The sequence below is a fragment of the Microbacterium sp. p3-SID336 genome, assembly GCF_025143365.1.
Lineage (GTDB): Bacteria > Actinomycetota > Actinomycetes > Actinomycetales > Microbacteriaceae > Microbacterium.
In genome coordinates, this window is the sequence record NZ_JALXPE010000029.1 from 33,508 (window position 1) to 51,586 (window position 18,079).

An 18,079-nucleotide genomic window follows, 5' to 3' on the forward strand; every position below is an offset into this window, starting at 1 on the left:
CGCCGGGCGGATGCTCGTGAAGCCCGGCGGATCTCCCCAGATCGATTGCCGGGCCTCACGATGTACGCAGCACGGGGGGCATCACTGCGTCAGGCCGGACGATCGCGTGGTCGGGCACCCTTCCCGCGACATCGCAGCCCAGTGACCCACTTGCCCACCCGGTCCCCTGAGGTGCGCGCGTGCGGTCTTATGCTCACTTTAGAGAGGTGTTCTTCACATACCGGACGGGGGCTGTGATGGAGTACACGAATGGCGGGGGCCTGCACTCCTCACCCGATGGTTTCGCCGGCGCGCTGCGCGATGCGATCAACGCACGGCCAGTGACGCTGTCCTGGCTGCAGCGGCAGCTGAAGGACCGGGGCAACAGGGTCTCGATGGCGACGCTCAGCTACTGGCGCTCCGGCGCGCGCAGGCCGGAGGGGCCGCAGTCGCTCGCCGCCCTGGCCGACATCGAGGAGCTGCTGGGCCTGGAGGACATGGCCCTGACCCGGCTGCTCCGCCCGAACCGCACCGGGCCGCTGGGCCCGAACCAGTTCCCCATCGACCAGCTCGAGCTCGAACGGGCGGTCATGGACGTGTACGCGGCCCTGGGCACGCCCTATCCGGACACCTCCCGCGAGGTCACGACGCACTCCGTGACCGATGTGGATGCGCAGGGCGAGGTCTCCTTCTGCTCGACGCGGAGCATCGTGCAGTCGACCGTCGGCACCATCACCGCGATCCCGTTCCTGGAGATCACCCCGGGCGTCCGCACCACCGCCCCGCGGATCGAGGCCGTCGCCGGAGGGCGCATCGCCGCGCGCTCCTCCCACCCGAACGGCGAGGTGCACGGCGCCCTGTTCGAGCTCGACGTGCCGCTCGCGGCGCCGGACACCGCGATGGTGGAGTGGTCGGTGGCCTATCCGTCGGGGGTGCCGTCGTCGCGCGACACGGGTCACGCCGTCGCGCGGCAGTGCCGGGAACTGCTGGTGTGGACCCGATTCCACCCGGATGCCGTGCCCGACTGGTGCGAGGAGATGGTGGAGACCCCGTCCGGGCTGACCGTGACCCCGCTGCCGCCCATCCAAGGCACGTCGGTGCATCAGGTGCGCCGGGCGTTCGGGCCCGGGGCGCTGCAGCTGCGGTGGGGGTACGGTCCGCGCGATGCGCAGGAGGATCAGCCGGGCTGAGCGCCCGTGGCGACCGGACGGCCAGGAGTGTTCGACCACTGGCTCCACGACCCGGGGAAGACGGAGGCGTCGATCCCGACCTCCGCGAGCACGAGGGCTGTGTGGGCCGCCGTGACGCCCGAGCCGCAGTACGCGGCGACCGGGGTGCCCGGGGTCACGCCGACCTCGGCGAACGACGCCAGCACGGTGTCGCGGTCGAGGAGCTTCCCGTCCGGGTCGAGGTGCCGCAGGGTGGGCAGGTTGCGTGCGCCGGGGATGTGTCCTGCCACCGGATCGAGCGGCTCGCTCTCGCCGCGGTACCGCTCGGGTGCCCGCACGTCGAGCAGCACCCCGGTGCGCGGGAACGCCGCGGCCTCATCGATCGTGAGCGCCCCGCGGCCGAGTTCACGCAGCACGACATCGCCCTGCTCCGGCTCGACGTCGTCGGTGGTGAGCGGGAAGCCCGCCGCCGTCCAGGCGCGCAGGCCCCCGTCGAGCACGCGCACGTCGACGCCCGCCTGCTGCAGCAACCACCACGCGCGGGCCGCCGCAGTGCCCTTGGCGTCGTCATAGGCGATCACCGTGTCACCTTCCCGCACTCCCCACCGCCGGGCGGCCGCCTGCAGTGTCGCCGTCGAAGGGACCGGATGCCGCCCGTCGGAGGGCTCGCCGTGCGTGGAGAGCTCCCGGTCGAGCGAGACGAACACGGCGCCGGGCAGGTGGCCCGTGAGGTAGTCGTCGTGCCCCGCCTCGGGGCGGTCGAGACGCCACCGCACGTCGATCAGTCGGACGGGGGCGTCCTGCGCGAGGAGGTCGTGCAGTTCGGTCGCGCTCACGAATCGGCTCATGCTGCGAGGCTACCGACTGCGCGCCCGGCGGAGCGGCCTGGCGCCTCGCAGGGACACACGCGGGAATAGAAGCACGTCGCGGGCGTTGCACCGGACATGATTGAAACTTCAACCGTCGCGCCTGCCGCCACCGAACGGACACGCGTGCAGGTGCCGCTGCGGTTCGGCGACGGCTACGCCACGATCGCCGAGGTCGTCACCTTCGACGGGCTGGTCGACGGCCGCGAGCACCTCCTGCTCGGGCTCGGCGACTGGCGCGCGGCACTCGAGCGCGGCGCACGCGGAGAGGCGGCGCCGCTGGTCCGCCCGCACAGCGAGTGCCTGACGGGCGACGTGTTCGGCTCGGAGCGCTGCGACTGCGGGCCGCAGCTGCGCGAGGCCGTCGAGCGCATCGCCGAGGACGGCGGCTTCCTGCTGTACCTGCGCCAGGAGGGCCGCGGCATCGGCCTATACGCCAAGCTCGACGCCTACGCGCTGCAGGACGCGGGGCTCGACACCTACGAGGCGAACGTGGCCCTCGGTCGCGGCGAGGACGAGCGCGACTACACCGTGGCCGCGCAGATGCTGCGCGCGGTCGGCGTCGACGCGATCCGGCTCCTCAGCAACAACCCCGACAAGGCCGCGCAGCTGGAGGCCCTCGGCATCCGGGTGACCGAGCGCGTGCGCACCGAGGTGCACGTGTCGGAGGCGAACACGCGCTACCTGCAGGCCAAGCGCGACCACACCGCCCACACGATCGACCTCACGGCGGCGTGACACCAGGGAAGGCACGATGATGGCACAGCGGCTCGACCGACGACTCGACGACGCGGAGATGGAGACCTGGCTCCCCGTCATCCGGTTCGTGCAGCTGCTGCCCCAGGTGCTCGACCGCACCCTCAAGGACGAGGTCGGCCTCAACCACGCGCGCTACGCCATCCTGGTGACCCTCGCGGGCCAGGGAGAGGGCTCGGTGACGATGACCGAGCTCGCCCGCATCGCCGGTCTCAGCCGGTCGCGCCTGAGCCATGCGCTCGACTCCCTGGAGGAGCGCGGCTGGGTCGAGCGCACGTCGTGCAGCACCGACAAGCGCACGCTCTCGGCGGCACTGACCCCGGCGGGGCGGGAGATGCTGCGCACCGCCGCCCCCGTGCACGTCCAGCAGGTGCGCGAGCTCGTGCTCGATCCGCTGGACGACGAGGAGCGGGCCCAGCTGCGCACGATCCTCGAGAAGCTGCTGCCCCGGGTGACCGCGGCGCTGTGAGGGATTCTGCTCTGAGCAGAACGCCTCGAAGCCGCAGGTCACGGCGGATTATCGTGAGGCATGGCCGACATCGTCCCGTTCCCGCGCGCCCCGCGCCCCACCCGCACACCGTCCCCCGACCCCGAACCGCTGTGGCGTCAGCTCCTCGGCGAGCAGCTGCGGCGCCGCCGTCACGACCGCGGTGAGACGCTGACCGAGACCGCCGAGAAGGCCGGAGTCTCCCCGCAGTACCTGTCCGAGGTCGAGCGGGGGCTGAAGGAGGCGTCGAGCGAGATGATCGCGGCGATCGCCGGAGCCCTCGACGCGGGTCTGCTCGACCTGACGAGCGCCGTGGCTGACGAGCTGCGCAGCACCGCGGCCTCCGCCGCGACACCGGCTGCGGTCTCCGCCAGCCGTGGGGCCTTCGCCCTCGCCGCCTGAGCGCTAACGACGGGACAGGACCGACACGGCATCGGTCCTGCCCCGCGCGTTCACGCGTGGGCGTCGCGCGCGCCGAGGACCGTATCGATCAACCCGTACTCACGGGCGGCCTCCGCGGTGAAGACCCGGTCGCGGTCCGTGTCGATGCGCAGCTCCTCGATCGTCCGCCCGCCGTGCCTGGCCAGGATCTCCTCCATGTCCGAGCGCACGCGCACCACCTCGTCGGCCGCGAGGATCAGGTCGGGGATCGCGCCGCGCGACTGCCCTGCGGGCTGATGCAGCACGATCCGCGCATGCGTGAGCGCGGCGCGCTCCCCCGGCGCCCCGGCGGCGACGAGCAGCGCGGCGGGACCGATCGCCTGGCCCACGCACGTCGTGGCCACGCGGGGACGGATGTGCTGCATGGTGTCGTAGATCGCGAGCGCCGCGCCGGGGTCGCCGCCCTCGCTGTTGATGTAGAACTGCACGCCGGTCTCCGGGCTGTCCGCGTCGAGGTGCAGCAGCTGCGCGATGAGGGCGTTCGCGACGCCCGCGTCGATACCGGTGCCGAGGTAGATGACGCGTTCGGCGAGCAGGTGCGAGTACACGTCCATGACACGCTCCCCGCGGGGGTGCTGGGCGATCACGTTGGGGATCGTGTAGCTGCTCATGCGCCGGCCCCCAGTCCCACGCGCGCTCGTCGGCGCGGCATGATGTCGCCCGCCGACTGCACGATCTCGTCGATGAAGCCGTACTCCTGCGCCTGCACCGCCGTGTACCAGCGGTCGTGCAGGGAGTCCTCGAAGATCCGGTCGATGGGCTGCCCGGTGTCGTCGGAGATCAGACCGAGGACCGTGTCGCGCATGTGCCGCAGGTCGTCCGCCTGCGCCTCGATCTCCACCGCGGAGCCCCCGATTCCGGCGGACCCCTGATGCATCAGGATCCGCGCGTGCGGCAGCGCCCGCCGCTTCCCCGGCTCCCCCGCCGAGAGCAGGAACTGCCCGGCGCTGCACGCGAGGCCGAGAGCCAGGGTGGAGACGTCGTTCGGGATGAGGCGCATGAGGTCGCGGATCGCGAGCATCGACGGCACCGAGCCTCCGGGAGAGTGGATCCAGAGGGCGATGTCGGTCGCCGGGTCCTCCGCCGAGAGGGTGAGCAGCTGCGTCATCAGCAGCGTGCCGTTGTCGTCGTCGAGGGGGCCGTCCAGCACCAGCACGCGCTCGTGGAACAGGGCGCGTCGGGCTTCCGGTCCGAACTGCGGGATGGGTTTCTCTTCGCTCATGCCCCCAGCATCGAACGACTCGATCCCCGCAGATCCGGAATCTGCCCGGGGCGGATCCGCCCGGAGCAGAGGGCGGTGCGACCTGCGCATCGAACCCTGCCCGCACGCCTCGCCACGCCACGCGTCGCCCCGCCACACCACGCTCCGCGTGCACCTGTGCTCGCCCGCACGCACGTCCCGAGCGGGCGCCTCGGGGGGATGGCGCCCGCTCGGTACAGCTCACGCGGTGGCGAGGGCCACGGCGCGTCGGTGGCTCACGCGGTGTCCCACCCAGAACCCGATCGCGATCAACCCCGCCAGCGCCACCCCGAGGATCCAGGGCAGCATCGACGGCGCGGCGCCAGCGGTCGCCGTCGCGAGGGTGCCGGAGCCTTCGGCGATGCGGCCGTTGCCCGAGGCGAGGTCAGACGCCCCGGTCTCGACCCTGGCGCCGCCCGCAGCGAGGTCGCCCGAGCCTGCGGCCACGGCGTCCGCTCCGGCGGTCAGCTCGCCCATGCCGATGTTGAGCGTGCTCGCACCGGACTGGAGGGTGCCGATGCCGGTAGCGAGGGTGCTGGCGCCGTCGTCGAGCTTCGTGGCCCCGGCGTCGAGTCGCACGGTGCCGGCGTGCAACGTCGAGGCACCGGTCGACAGCGTGCTGAGGCCCTGCGTGAGCCTGGCGGCCCCGGCGCTGAGCTGCGCGGTGCCGGCCTGGAGCGACTGCGTGCCGGCGACGAGCGCGGGGGCGCCCTCGGGGGCGACGAGGGCGACCGTGCCCGGCCACCCCAGCGCAGCGTCGCCGTTCGCGATCGCGTTCACCCCGGCGGTGACCCGCGTGGCACCGTCGGCGGCGCCGATGAGTCCCTGCGCCAGCGCCGGGGCCGCAGCGGCCGGAGCCGCGAGGGCGTCGACGGCCTGGTCCACGCCGGCCGCGAGCTGCGCGAGCTGCTGCAGCTGCACGTTGGTCGGGTCGGCGGCGAGCATCCCGGCGAGGCTGTCCGCCAGCTGCTGCGAGCGTCCGGGGGCAGCCGCTGCCGCGTTCTGCAGCGCGGTCTTCGTGTCGGGGTGGGCGAGCGTCTGCACCGCGGGCGTCACGCCCGCGCTCAACGTGTCGCGCAGCGTGGTCGCTCCGGCGAGGACACCCGTCGTGTACTGGTGGGCGCCCGCCACGCCGGCGGAGAGCCGGGTGGCACCCGCGACGAGCTGCTGCGCACCGGCATCGGCCGCGGCGGCACCGGCGGCCAAGTCGCGCGATCCGGCGAGTGCCGTCTGCGCACCGCCGCTGACGCGACTCGCGCCGTCCTCCGCGCTGGCCGCACCCGCCGCCAGGTCGCTCGCACCCGCGGCGAGCGTCGTGGCTCCGGCGGCGGCCGTGGTGGCACCGTCGCTCAGCCGCTGGGACCCGTCCTGCGCGCTCGCGGCACCCGCGGCGAGATCCTGCGTCCCGTCGGCGAGGGTCTGTGCGCCATCGGACAGTTCGGCGGCACCGGCTGCGAGCTGCGCGGAGCCGTCCTCCGCAGTCGTGGTGCCGTCGGCGAGTTCCGCGGCACCGGCCGCGATCTTGCTCGTCGTCGCGAAGAACAGCAGGACCATGGCGGCCAGCAGCAGGCTGAGCACGATCACGGCGATGCGCATGCCGAGGCCGTGCGCGTGGGGTCTTGCACTCGTCATTGAGGACTCCCGAGGTCGGTGGCGTCGTTGCCACCCGCGACTGTAGGGCGCGGAGGGCGTCCGCCTCAGGAATTGCCGACCGGGACCAAGTTCCAGAGGGCGCGGCACTGAGTTTCTTGTCGCTCCCGCACAATCCCGCCGGCCCGCGTCGTCAGGAGCGCACGCGCCCCCGCTCCTCGACGGCAGGCGCGTCATCGGAGGACGCGGCGAGCGCGACGAAAGCGCGCTCCAGGTCGGCGATGAGGTCTCCGGCATCCTCCAGCCCGATCGACAGGCGCAGCACGTCCGCGCCAGGGCGGGCTTCGGCGGGCACCGGGCGGTGCGTGAGAGCCGCGGGGTGCTGGATCAGGGAGTCGACGCCGCCGAGCGACACCGCGTGCGTGAACAGCTCGGTCGCACCGACCACGGTCGCCGCAGCCGCGTAGCCCCCGCGCAGGCGCATCGCGATCATGGCCCCCGTGCCGCGCATCTGCCGGGCGAGGATGCCGCGCGGGTCGCCGTCGAGCCCCGGATAGAACACCTCGGCGACCTCGGGACGGTCGATCAGCCACTGCACGATGCGGCGCGCGCTCTCCTGTTGGCGCCCCACCCGCAGCGGCAGCGTCGTCAGACCGCGGTGCAGCAGGTACGCGCCGAGCGGGTGCAGCAGCCCCCCGGTCACCGCCCGCACGCGGCGCAGCGCCTCCGCGGTCCTCTCGTCGCAGGCGACGACTCCGGCGATGACGTCGCCGTGGCCGCCGAGGTACTTGGTGGCGCTGTGCAGCGACATCGCCGCGCCCAGGTCGATCGGGTTCTGCAGCACCGGAGTCGCGAAGGTGTTGTCGACCACGACGGGCACGCCGCCTGCCTGCCGCACGACATCAGCGATGTCGGCGATGTCGAGGGTGGGGTTCGCCGGGGTCTCCACGACGACGAGACCGGTGTCGGCGCGGACCGCGGCGGCGACCTCCTCGGGCTGGCAGTAGGTGACATCGACGCCCAGCAGCCCGGAGCCCAGCAGGTGGTCGGTGCCGCCGTACAGGGGCCGCACGGCGACGACGTGCCGGGCGCCCGTGGTGCCGGTGTGGGCCAGGATCACCGCGGTCATCGCGGCCATGCCGGAGGCGAAGGCCACCGCGGCCTCCGCGTGCTCGAGCTCGGCGAGGGCCTCTTCGAAGCGGGCGACCGTGGGGTTCCACAGGCGCGCGTAGACCATGCTGCCGTCGGCGGGCGGACGGCCTCCGGTGGCCATGGCCTCGTAGGACTCGCCGCCGCGCTCGATGTCGGGCAACGGGTTCGTCGTGGACAGGTCGAGCGGCAGCGCGTGGACCCCGAGGGCGGTGAGGTCGGAGCGGCCGCTGTGGACGGCGACGGTGTCGGGATGCAGCGGGGCGGTCATGCTTCCACGTTGCCGGAATCGCGATGAAGCCGCTCCTGATCGACAGAATCCGTCAGAGATTACTGGAAAGCCGATATTCTGTGCGGGATCTGATGACGGAAGGCGGGCGACCTTGGCGAAACCGCAACTCGACGAGATCGACCTCGAACTGCTCGCGGTCCTGACCCGCGATGCGGGGATCACGAACAAGGCGCTCGCCCACCGCCTCGGCCTCGCGGAGTCGACCTGCGCGCATCGCGTGCGGTCCCTGCGTGAGCGCGGCGTGATCCGTGACACCCGCATCCGCGTGGACGGCGCCGCCCTGGGCTTCCCGCTGCAGGCGATCATCAAGGTGCGGCTGGCGAATCACACCGGCCCCAAGGTGACGGCCCTGTTCGACGCCCTCGTCGCGATCCCCCGGGTGCTCCAGGTGTTCCATGTCGCCGGCGTGGACGACTTCCTCGTGCACGTGGCGGTGCAGGACGCGACGGCGCTCCGCGACATCGTGCTCGAGCACATCACCGTCCACCCCGTGGTGCGCGGCACGGAGACCCAGCTCGTCTTCGAGCTGCGCGACGGCACCGGCCTCCTCCCCCGGTGACACGCCCGTCGCTGCCAGGCGAACGACGTCGAGCGGGGAAGATGGAGGGCAGGTCAGCAAGGGAGCACCATGAGTCGTACAGCCACCGCCGCCACGCACGCCATCCGCGAGATGCGCGACTTCCTCTTCGCGAACGCCACGGACTATGACGCGGCCAGAGCCGGCTTCGCCTGGCCGGAGCTCGCGGAGTTCAACTTCGCGCTGGAGTGGTTCGACGTCATCGCCGGGGAGAGCCCGGATCGGCCGGCCGTGCAGATCGTCGAGGCCGACCTGAGCCTGCGGTCGTGGACGTACGGCGAGCTCTCCACCCGCTCCGACCAGGTCGCGTCGTGGCTGTCCTCGCTCGGGATCCGCCGCGGAGACCACGTCATCGTGATGCTGAACAACACGATCGAGCTGTGGGAGGTGATGCTCGCGATCACCAAGCTCGGCGCCGTCTCCATCCCGACCTCGACGCTGCTGTCTGCCGCCGACCTCGCCTACCGCGTGGACCACGGCCGAGCCCGCGCCGTGGTCACCCTCGGGTCGCTCGCCGACCGGCTCGACGGCATCGCCCCGAGCCTGCTCCGCATCGGCGTCGGCGAGACCCCGGACGGATGGGCCCGCTTCGCCGACTCCGCCTCCGCCCCCGCCCCCTTCGAGCCGGACGCCACCACCCCCGCCTCCGACACGGCGCTGCTGTACTTCACCTCCGGCACCACGAACCGGCCGAAGCTCGTGCAGCACACCCACGTGTCCTATCCGGTCGGGCACCTGTCGACCATGTGGTGGCTCGGGCTCCGGCCGGACGACGTGCACCTGAACATCTCGTCCCCGGGCTGGGCCAAGCACGCGTGGTCCAGCTTCTACGCGCCGTTCCTGGCCGAGGCGACCGTGTTCGTGTACACCTACGACCGCTTCGACGCGAACACCCTCATGCAGGTCATGGACACGCACCACGTGTCGACGTTCTGCGCTCCGCCGACCGTGTGGCGCATGCTCATCCAGGCCGACCTCAGCCGCCTGACCCACCCGCCGCGGGAGCTCGTCGGAGCCGGGGAGCCCCTCAACCCCGAGGTGATCGACCGTGTGCGCGAGGCCTGGGGCGGCACCATCCGCGACGGCTTCGGGCAGACCGAGATGACCGCGTGCATCGGCAACTCCCCTGGTCAGCCCGTGAAGGTCGGCTCGATGGGGCGCCCGCTGCCCGGCTACCCGGTGGTGCTGCTCGACCCGGCCACGGGTGACGTCGTCGAGCGCGAGGGCGAGATCGCGCTCGACCTGTCCACGCCGCCAGTCGGCCTGATGGCCGGCTACTACGAGGACCCGGCGAAGACCGCGGAGTCCCGCGCCGGCGGCTACCACCACACGGGCGACATCGCCGTGCGTGACGACGACGGCTACCTGACGTACATCGGCCGCTCCGACGACGTGTTCAAGGCCTCCGACTACAAGATCTCGCCGTTCGAGCTGGAATCGGTGCTGCTGGAGCATGAGCTCGTGATCGAGGCGGCGGTGATCCCCAGCCCCGACCCGACCCGGCTGGCCGTGCCGAAGGCCTACGTCTGCGTCACCCCCGAGGCGGCCGCCGACGAGGCCGCCGCCGCGCAGGCCGTGTTCGCGTACGCCCACGAGCGGCTGTCGTCGCACCTGTGGGTGCGCATCATCGAGTTCGTGCCGGAGCTGCCCAAGACGATCTCGGGGAAGATCCGCCGCGTCGAGCTGCGTGCCAGGGAGGCCGAGCGGGTCGCCGCGGGCGATGAGGCGGGCCAGCACCGGGACCGCGACTACCGCTGAGCGCCGAGGGGCGACGGCGGGTGGGCGCCGCCGTCAGCTCGCAGCGCGCCCGAAGTCCCCGAGCCTCTCGATCGCGAAGTCGAGCAGAGCCTCGGCGCGCGCGGTGAGCTCGCCGTCCTCCGGCCAGATGCCCACGACCTGCGTGACGGACACCGGCGGGTCGAACGGCCGCACCACGACGGGCCGCCCCTCGACGCTCATCGGCAGCGCGTTGGGCCGCGCCATGAGCAGGCCGTACCCGACGCCGCGCCCCACCAGTGCTTCGACGAGGCTGATCTGGCCGACCCTGGCCTCGATGGTCGGCTCGATGCCCCGTGCGGCGAAGGCGTTCAGGTCATTGCGGATACCGGGCGTCGCGTCGTACTGGATGAACGGCTCGTCGGCGAGGTCGGCGAGGTCGACGGTGGCGGCAGCCGCGAGCGGATGCTCCGGATGCAGGTGCACCTGGAGCTCGGTTCCGTAGACGCGCCGCTTCGCGTACCCGAGCGGCAGCGACACGTCGTAGACCAGCGCGACGTCGAGGTGCCCGGCATGGAGGGCGGACAGCAGCTCCTCGTTGGTGCCGACAAGGACATCGAGGTCCACTGCGGGGTGCCGCCGGCGGAAGCCGTCGACCAGCTCGGGCACCACATTGGCAGCGAAGCTGGAATAGCAGCCGAGCTTCACGGGTCCGCGCAGCTCCTCACCGCCTCCGGCACTCAGCACCAGCTCACGGGTGTCGGCGATGATCCGCCCGGCTCGCCGTGCGAACTCCTGCCCCGTGGGCGTCAGCGTGAACCCCCGCGCCTTGCGTCGCACGCACAGCTGCTCGCCGACCGCCTTCTCCAGCACGGTGATGGCCTGCGAGAGCGCGGATTCCGAGATGTGCAGGTGGGCGGCGGCCGCACTGAGCGTCGGGAAGTTCGGCAGCGCGGCGAACAGCTCCAGCTGCCGGAGGCTCACGTCGGTCACGTCGGGCACCTGCTTCCTCGATTGCACTGAACTATATCTCCGGATAACCGTGATTTACATTCAATGGCCGCCCTCCCACGATGGAGGGATCCGCATCCCGAACCCCTCCACCCGGAGGGATGACAATGACGTTAGGGACGACCATGACCTCCTCAGCCACCCGCGGCGCCTCCCAGCGGCGCATCGCCTTCGCGACCATCATCGGCACCACGATCGAGTGGTACGACTTCTTCATCTACGCCACCAGTGCAGGCCTCGTCTTCGCCCAGCTCTTCTTCCAGCCCGCGGGCGAGGAGATCGCGCTGCTGCTGTCGTTCGCGACGGTCGGCATCTCCTTCCTGTTCCGCCCGCTCGGCGCCTTCCTCGCCGGCCACTTCGGCGACGTGATCGGACGGAGGGCGATGCTCGTCGCCACCCTCGTGCTCATGGGCGCCGCGACGACGCTGATCGGCGTGCTTCCGACCTTCGCGCAGATCGGCATCGCGGCACCGATCCTGCTGCTCACCCTCCGCATCCTGCAGGGACTCTCGGCCGGCGGCGAATGGGGCGGTGCCGTCCTGATGGCGGTCGAGCACGCCCCCGCCGACCGTCGCGGTCGCGCCGGATCCTGGCCCCAGCTCGGCGTGCCGCTCGGCTTCCTGCTCGCCTCGGGCATGACCGCGCTGATGACCGGCGTGATCTCGCCCGGCGCGGCGTTCCTCGAGTGGGGCTGGCGGGTGCCGTTCCTGATGAGCGTCGTGCTCATCGTCGTGGGCTTCGTGATCCGCCGCTCCGTCGACGAGAGCCCCGTGTTCGCCGAGATCGCCGCCCGCGGCAAGCAGGCGAGCGTGCCCATCGTGACACTGTTCCGCCGGCACTGGCACCTGGTGCTCCTCGCCGCCCTGGTCTTCGTCGGCAACGGCACCCTGGGCTACATGACCACCGGCGGTTTCCTCAACAGCTACGCCATCAACGTGCAGCAGCTCGACACGACCTCGGTGCTCGTCGCCGCGGTGTTCGCCGCCTCCGTCTGGTTCTTCTCCACCCTCATCGCCGGCGTCCTCGCCGACCGCATCGGGCGGCGCCGCACCTTCCTGATCGGGTTCGGCGTCCAGGCGGTCGTGGTGTTCCCGATCTTCTGGCTCGTGGACAACGGCGGGCTTCCCGGCCTCTACACGGCCCTGTTCCTGATCTCGATCGGCCTCGGACTCACCTACGGCCCGCTCGCCGCCTGGTACGCGGAGATCTTCCCCGCCTCGATCCGGTTCTCCGGCGTCTCGGTCACGTATGCGATCGGAGCCGTGCTCGGCGGAGCGTTCGCGCCGATGATCGCGCAGATGCTGCTGGGTGCCACCGGCACCACTGCGGCGGTCTCGGGCTACCTCCTGCTGACCACCCTCCTCGGCGGCATCGCGACGTTCTGCCTCCGCGATCGTCCCGGCATCCCGCTCGGTCCCGATCACGAGGCCGAGCAGGCCACGGGAGCCACGATCTTCGCGCCGCCGGCGCCCGCGACCGCGCCCGCCCCGGTGCGATGACCCCTCGATCCGTCAGCTAGGAGTACCCATGGTCAGCAGCGACACCAGAATCGCCATCATCGGCGGAGGGATGGGCGGGCTCACCGCCGCGATCGCCCTCACCCGCATCGCCGGCGTACAGGTCACCGTGTTCGAGCAGGCGAGCCGGCTCGGCGAGGTCGGCGCCGGTGTGACGGTCGCCCCCAACGCCTCGCGCGTCCTCGACCGGCTCGGCGTGCTCGAGCAGATCCGCGCGGTCGGAGCCGTGCCGGACGGTCACGGCGTGTACCTCGATGCGAGGGGCGAGATGGTGACGGATGCCGCGTGGGAGGACTCCGGCCGGCAGTACCGCAACATCGGGATGTACCGACCGGACCTCATCGACGCCCTGGCGCGCGCGGTGGACGGCGACACCATCCACCTCGGCCACCGGCTGACCTCGCTCGAGACGACAGCGGACGGCGTGCGCGTCGAGTTCGAGAACGGCGTGCACGACGTGTTCGATGCTGTCGTCGGCGCCGACGGCATCCACTCCGCCGTGCGACCGCACATCGGCCAGTTCCCCGAACCCGTGTACTCGGGCTACATCGTGTACCGCGGCGTGGTCGACGCCTCACGCCTCCCGGACGACTGGCCCATGATCAGCCAGGTCTGGATGGGCGACAGCCGACACTTCATGTGCTATCCGCTGCAGCAGCGCAAGCTGTTCAACTTCGTGGCCGGGGTGCCGAGCGACCGCCCGCTCGAAGGCCCCTGGTCGGGACCGTGCGAGGTGAGCGAGCTCGCCGCCGAGTTCGCCGGCGACGGGTGGGACCCGCGACTCCAGCAATTCATCAGCCTGATCGACAAGACCTTCTGGTGGGGGCTGTTCGACCACGAGCCGCTCACGAACTGGTCGCGAGGGCCGGTGACCCTGCTCGGCGACGCGGCGCACACGATGCTGCCGCACCAGGGCCAGGGGGTGAACCAGGCGATCGAGGACAGCATGGCGCTCGCCACGTTCCTCGCGGCCGCCGAGACCGTGGCCGACATCCCGGAGGCGTTCCGCCGGTACACGGCCGTGCGGATGCAGCGCACGGCCATCCTTCAGCACGGCTCGCGGCGGGCGGGCGCCATGTTCGACGCCCAGTACGAGTTCGCGGATCTCGCGAAGCGCGACGCGGACATCAGGGTCGGGCGCGACTTCCGCCGCAGCGCCGTCTTCGACTACGACGCAGAGAAGGTCGCCACCAGGGCGCTCGCTCGATTCCGAAAGGTCCAGTACGCATGACATCGATCAGCATCATCGGGAGCGGCAAGATGAGCGCCGCCATCGCCGAGGTCGCGACCCGCGCCGGAGCGAGCATCCAGATCGTGAAGCGCAGCGCGACGAGCATGTCGGCGGCACGCCCCGGCCTCACGTACGGGGTGATGGGCGACCGGCTGACCGGAGACCTCGTCGTGCTGGCGGTGCCGTTCGCGGCGTACCCGAGCGTGCTCGAGCACTACGTCGACCAGCTCGCCGACAAGGTCGTGATCGACATCAGCAACCCGATCGACTTCATGACCTACGACCAGCTGACGTCGCCCGCCGACTCCTCGACCGCGGCGGAGCTCGACCGGATGCTGCCCGAGGGTGCCGCGGTCGTGAAGGCGTTCAACGTCAACCTCGGCGACACGCTCATCGCCGGGACGAACGGGACGACCCGGACGACCGTGCTGTTCGCGGGTGACGACGCCGCGGCGAAGATCGCCGTCGCAGGACTCATCGAGGGCGCCGGGATGCGCGCCGTCGATGTGGGGCCGCTGACGCGCGCCCGCGAGCTGGAGGCCATGGGCTTCCTGCAGATCATCATGGCCGCGCTGGGCAAGACCCGATACGAGTCGGGGTTCGCCCTGCTCGAGTGATCACGCACGGGCGCGCTGGCGCACCCGGCGCTCGCCGAGGCCCGTGCTCAGGAGATGACGGCGACCGGTGCGGTCGGGGTGGCCTTCGAGGCCGCCTTGACCACCGGGTTGGTCTTCGCGAGCGCGCTCGTCTGCGTGACCGGCAGCGCTTCCGGCGCGGTGCGCGGCGTCCGCTCGACGCCGGCGGCGGTGACGAACCCGCGCACCACTGCGCCGATCACGAGCATCGCCGCGAGAGACGCGCAGGCCACGATCAGCGGGATCCACTGCTGACCGAAGGACGCGGTCACGCTGAGCAGCGCGCCGACGATCCAGACGCCCACGGCGCCCCCGACGAGCCCGCCGGCACCGCGGACGATCGCGACCGCCGCGACGATCGCGCACAGCACGGCGATCACCGCTCCGGCCCATCCGATCGGTACCAGTACCGCTGCCAGATCACTGGCCATTCTCGATGTCGTCATATTGACCCCCCGGTCTGCGGAATACCCGCATTCTCGACACTAGAAGTGTGTGCCCTGGAGGCCATCCGTCTCAAGTCCGACGTGCGTCATCCTCCAGACTGATATTTCGGCACATCGCAGAGTCAGCGGCGCGTGGGCCACCGCAGACGCCGTCGGCGGATCACCGGAACGGGCTGGGTGATCACGGCATCGACCACCATCGACCCGTCCGTGGGGCCGACGATCGCGATCGCCGACGTCTCCGTCGCCTCCGCCGGCGCGACCGGGAGCTTCGCGAGCTCGCGGTGGGCGCGGACGTATGCGGGCACGAGCAGCAGGATCGCGCCGACCCATGCAAGCGGATTGCTGAGGGCCACCCCCGGGAACCCGATCATGGCGCCGAGCACGACGGCAGCGCCCACGCGCATCACCAGCTCGATCACGCCGGTAACGGTCGGGACGAGCGTGTGCCCCAGCCCCTGCAGCGCCCCGCGCAGCACGAACAGCATGCCGAGGGCCCAGTAGCCGCAGCCGTTGATGATGAGCATGAGGTGCGCGAGCTCGACCACCTCGTCCGAGCCCTCGCCGATGAACAGCCGCACCATGGGCGTGCCGAACGCCACCAGCAGGCCGCCCAGCACGATGCCGGAGACGACAGCCATCCACGTGGCCTCGACCACGCCGCGGCGGATGCGGTCGGGCCGCCGGCCGCCGTGATTCTGCGCGGCGTACATCGAGACGGCGAGGCCGAGGGAGGAGAGCAGGGCGACCGCCAGGCTGTCGACGCGGGAGGCCGTCGTGTACGCCGCCACCGCGTCGGCGCCCAGGGTGTTCAGCGCGACCTGCACCGTGAGGGTGCCGATCGCGATGATCGAGGCCTGGAAGCCCATCGGCAGCCCGAGCCGCAGGTGCTCGGCGATGTCCGACCCGGTGATGCGCCAGTCGGAGCGGCGCAGGTGCAGCATCGGCAGGCGGCGGCGGACGAAGTCGAGGCACAGCAGCACCGACACCGCCTGCGCCACGACCGTGGCGAGCGCGGCGCCGGCGACGCCCCACTCCAGCGGCCCCACCATCAGCACCACGAGCCCCACGTTCAGCGCGCACGACACCGTGAGGAACACCAGCGGCGTGCGGGAGTCGCCGATCGCGCGGATGATCGCGGAGAGGTAGTTGAAGAACATCGTGGCGCCGGCGCCGAGGAAGCTGATCTGCGTGAAGACGGTGGCTTCGGCCATCAGCTCGGGGGGCGTCTGCAGCAGAGCGAGGATCGGCCCCGCGATGAGCGGCGCGACCGCGGTCAGCAGGACGCTGGTGATGCCGCTCAGGAGCACGCCGGTCGCGACGGAACGGCGAACGGCCGCATCGTCGCGCGCACCGAACGCCTGGGCGATGGGGATCGCGAACCCGCTGGTGAGACCCCAGGCGAAGCCGAGGAGCAGGAAGAGCAGGCTGCCCGTGGCGCCGACGGCCGCGAGCGACTCGACGCCGAGGTGACGGCCGACGACGATGGCGTCGGCGAACTGGTAGAGCTGCTGCACGACGTTGCCGAGCAGGAGCGGGATGGAGAAGGCGAGGATGACGCGCCACGGGCGGCCCGTGGTGAGGGTGGTGGCCATGAAGGAAGCGGCTCGCAGAAGACGAAGGGGTGGATCGGGGGTCGGACCAGTTTATCGAATCGATTCGGCCGAGCGATACACGCTTCATACCGGAACGCTGGTCAGAACTCATTGACTCCCGGAGCAGTCTGACAAAAAGTGTCCTAGGTGGTTCGTGCGGGCGGCCATCGTGCGGGGATTTTTCCAGGTCACGACACCCGGCATCCAAGGAGCCACCTCATGAAGAAGACGTACACGCATGCCCTCGCGGCACTCGGGCTGATCGGCGCTCTCGCCCTCGCCGGCTGCGGCGGTGGCGGGGCCGGCTCCGCCGGGGGCGCGAAATCCGAGAAGCCGGGCGACCTCCTGATCGGCGTCTCCATGCCGACGCAGACCTCGGAGCGCTGGATCGCCGACGGCAAGGCCGTGGAGGACGGCCTGAAGAAGGACGGCTACCAGGTCGACCTGCAGTACGCGGGCGACGACATCCCTACGCAGGGGCAGCAGATCGACCAGATGATCACCAAGGGCGCCGACCTGCTCGTGATCGCCGCGATCGACGGCACCGCGCTCTCCTCGCAGCTCGACGCGGCAGCGGCCGCGCACATCCCGGTCATCTCCTACGACCGGCTGATCCGCGACAGCAAGAACGTCGACTTCTACGTCACGTTCGACAACTACAAGGTGGGCGTCCAGCAGGCCACCTCCCTGCTCAAGGGCCTGGGCGTGCTCGACGCGAGCGGCAAGGAGACCGCGGCGAAGGGACCGTTCAACGTCGAGCTGTTCGCCGGCTCCCTCGACGACAACAACGCCCACTTCTTCTGGAACGGCGCGATGGACACACTCAAGCCCTACCTGGACAAGGGCGTGCTGACCGTTCCGTCCGGACAGACCAAGATCGAGCAGGCGGCCATCCTGCGCTGGCAGCAGGAGACGGCGCAGAAGCGCATGGAGGACCTGCTCACCTCGGCGTACAGCGACGGGAAGAAGCTGAACGGCGTCCTCTCGCCGTTCGACGGCATCTCGCGCGGCATCATCACCGCGCTCCAGGGCACCGGCGGCTACGGCACCACCATCGCCGACGGCCTCCCCGTCGTCACCGGGCAGGACGCCGAGATCGGCTCCGTCGCGCTGATCGATCAGGGGGTGCAGTACTCCACGATCTTCAAGGACACCCGCAAGCTCGCGAAGCAGGCCGTCATCGTGTCGAAGGACATCCTCGACGGCAAGAAGCCCGAGGCGAACGACACCAAGAGCTACGACAACGGCGCCAAGGTCGTGCCCTCGTACCTGCTCCAGTCCGACACGGTCGACAAGGCCCAGATCAAGCCGCTGCTCATCGACTCCGGCTACTGGACCGAGGCCGAAGTGGCCTCCGGCGTGGCCCAGTAGGACTCCGATCG

General features: G+C 71.2%; 18 protein-coding genes. 10 read left to right on the plus strand and 8 right to left on the minus strand.

The window, feature by feature from the left end:
• The first annotated feature begins 236 nt into the window (after window positions 1-236).
• Window positions 237-1,169: a hypothetical protein gene (locus M3C17_RS10265; protein WP_259977620.1), complete on the plus strand. Its 933-nt coding sequence runs from the start codon at window positions 237-239 to the stop codon at window positions 1,167-1,169.
• Here the strand turns inward: M3C17_RS10265 and M3C17_RS10270 are convergent.
• Complete coding sequence (locus M3C17_RS10270) at window positions 1,157-1,996, minus strand: sulfurtransferase (protein ID WP_259977621.1); 840 nt, start codon at window positions 1,994-1,996, stop codon at window positions 1,157-1,159. The genes M3C17_RS10265 and M3C17_RS10270 overlap by 13 nt on opposite strands.
• A gap of 96 nt (window positions 1,997-2,092) precedes the next feature.
• Here M3C17_RS10270 and ribA point away from each other — a divergent pair, with 96 nt between their 5' ends.
• The 3 genes from ribA to M3C17_RS10285 are packed head-to-tail and all read left to right on the plus strand — an operon-like array spanning window position 2,093 to window position 3,659.
• Complete coding sequence (gene ribA, locus M3C17_RS10275) at window positions 2,093-2,752, plus strand: GTP cyclohydrolase II (protein ID WP_259977622.1); 660 nt, start codon at window positions 2,093-2,095, stop codon at window positions 2,750-2,752.
• Between the two features lie 16 nt (window positions 2,753-2,768).
• On the plus strand, window positions 2,769-3,239 hold the full coding sequence (locus M3C17_RS10280; protein ID WP_259977624.1) for a MarR family winged helix-turn-helix transcriptional regulator: 471 nt from the start codon (window positions 2,769-2,771) through the stop codon (window positions 3,237-3,239).
• 60 nt (window positions 3,240-3,299) lie between these two features.
• The gene (locus M3C17_RS10285; protein ID WP_259977625.1) at window positions 3,300-3,659 is read left to right on the plus strand and encodes a helix-turn-helix domain-containing protein; all 360 of its coding nucleotides are present in this window, start codon (window positions 3,300-3,302) and stop codon (window positions 3,657-3,659) included.
• Window positions 3,660-3,709: 50 nt separating this feature from the next.
• Here the strand turns inward: M3C17_RS10285 and M3C17_RS10290 are convergent, their stop codons facing one another.
• The 4 genes from M3C17_RS10290 to M3C17_RS10305 all read right to left on the minus strand — a co-directional run bounded on the left by M3C17_RS10290 (window position 3,710) and on the right by M3C17_RS10305 (window position 7,948).
• Entirely contained in the window at window positions 3,710-4,309 is a 600-nt protein-coding gene (locus M3C17_RS10290; protein ID WP_259977627.1) for a ClpP family protease, read from the minus strand.
• Entirely contained in the window at window positions 4,306-4,920 is a 615-nt protein-coding gene (locus M3C17_RS10295) for a ClpP family protease (protein ID WP_259977628.1), read from the minus strand. The genes M3C17_RS10290 and M3C17_RS10295 overlap by 4 nt, the downstream gene beginning before the upstream one ends.
• Window positions 4,921-5,139: 219 nt before the next feature.
• A complete protein-coding gene (locus M3C17_RS10300) occupies window positions 5,140-6,570 on the minus strand; it encodes a hypothetical protein (protein ID WP_259977629.1) in 1,431 nt (476 codons plus the stop codon).
• Between the two features lie 151 nt (window positions 6,571-6,721).
• Entirely contained in the window at window positions 6,722-7,948 is a 1,227-nt protein-coding gene (locus M3C17_RS10305) for a PLP-dependent aspartate aminotransferase family protein (RefSeq protein ID WP_259977630.1), read from the minus strand.
• 112 nt (window positions 7,949-8,060) lie between these two features.
• Here M3C17_RS10305 and M3C17_RS10310 point away from each other — a divergent pair, with 112 nt between their 5' ends.
• Window positions 8,061-8,528, plus strand: a complete 468-nt coding sequence (locus M3C17_RS10310) for an Lrp/AsnC family transcriptional regulator (RefSeq protein WP_259977631.1) — start codon at window positions 8,061-8,063, stop codon at window positions 8,526-8,528.
• A 69-nt stretch (window positions 8,529-8,597) separates the two neighbouring features.
• On the plus strand, window positions 8,598-10,304 hold the full coding sequence (locus M3C17_RS10315) for an AMP-binding protein (RefSeq protein WP_259977632.1): 1,707 nt from the start codon (window positions 8,598-8,600) through the stop codon (window positions 10,302-10,304).
• Between the two features lie 33 nt (window positions 10,305-10,337).
• Here the strand turns inward: M3C17_RS10315 and M3C17_RS10320 are convergent, their stop codons facing one another.
• A complete protein-coding gene (locus M3C17_RS10320) occupies window positions 10,338-11,255 on the minus strand; it encodes a LysR family transcriptional regulator (protein ID WP_259977633.1) in 918 nt (305 codons plus the stop codon).
• Window positions 11,256-11,398: 143 nt separating this feature from the next.
• Here M3C17_RS10320 and M3C17_RS10325 point away from each other — a divergent pair, with 143 nt between their 5' ends.
• From M3C17_RS10325 to M3C17_RS10335, 3 genes are read left to right on the plus strand one after another with little or no spacing between them, the layout of a single operon-like run.
• Window positions 11,399-12,772, plus strand: a complete 1,374-nt coding sequence (locus tag M3C17_RS10325) for an MFS transporter (RefSeq protein ID WP_259977634.1) — start codon at window positions 11,399-11,401, stop codon at window positions 12,770-12,772.
• 28 nt (window positions 12,773-12,800) lie between these two features.
• On the plus strand, window positions 12,801-14,021 hold the full coding sequence (locus M3C17_RS10330; RefSeq protein WP_259977636.1) for an FAD-dependent monooxygenase: 1,221 nt from the start codon (window positions 12,801-12,803) through the stop codon (window positions 14,019-14,021).
• Complete coding sequence (locus M3C17_RS10335; RefSeq protein ID WP_259977638.1) at window positions 14,018-14,638, plus strand: NADPH-dependent F420 reductase; 621 nt, start codon at window positions 14,018-14,020, stop codon at window positions 14,636-14,638. The genes M3C17_RS10330 and M3C17_RS10335 overlap by 4 nt, the downstream gene beginning before the upstream one ends.
• A 47-nt stretch (window positions 14,639-14,685) precedes the next feature.
• Here M3C17_RS10335 and M3C17_RS10340 read toward each other — a convergent pair whose 3' ends face one another.
• Both M3C17_RS10340 and M3C17_RS10345 read right to left on the minus strand, forming a co-directional pair.
• A complete protein-coding gene (locus M3C17_RS10340; RefSeq protein WP_259977639.1) occupies window positions 14,686-15,087 on the minus strand; it encodes a hypothetical protein in 402 nt (133 codons plus the stop codon).
• Window positions 15,088-15,224: 137 nt separating this feature from the next.
• On the minus strand, window positions 15,225-16,697 hold the full coding sequence (locus tag M3C17_RS10345) for an MATE family efflux transporter (protein WP_259977640.1): 1,473 nt from the start codon (window positions 16,695-16,697) through the stop codon (window positions 15,225-15,227).
• Between the two features lie 219 nt (window positions 16,698-16,916).
• Here M3C17_RS10345 and chvE point away from each other — a divergent pair, with 219 nt between their 5' ends.
• On the plus strand, window positions 16,917-18,068 hold the full coding sequence (gene chvE, locus M3C17_RS10350; RefSeq protein ID WP_259977641.1) for a multiple monosaccharide ABC transporter substrate-binding protein: 1,152 nt from the start codon (window positions 16,917-16,919) through the stop codon (window positions 18,066-18,068).
• Window positions 18,069-18,079 lie beyond the last annotated feature (11 nt).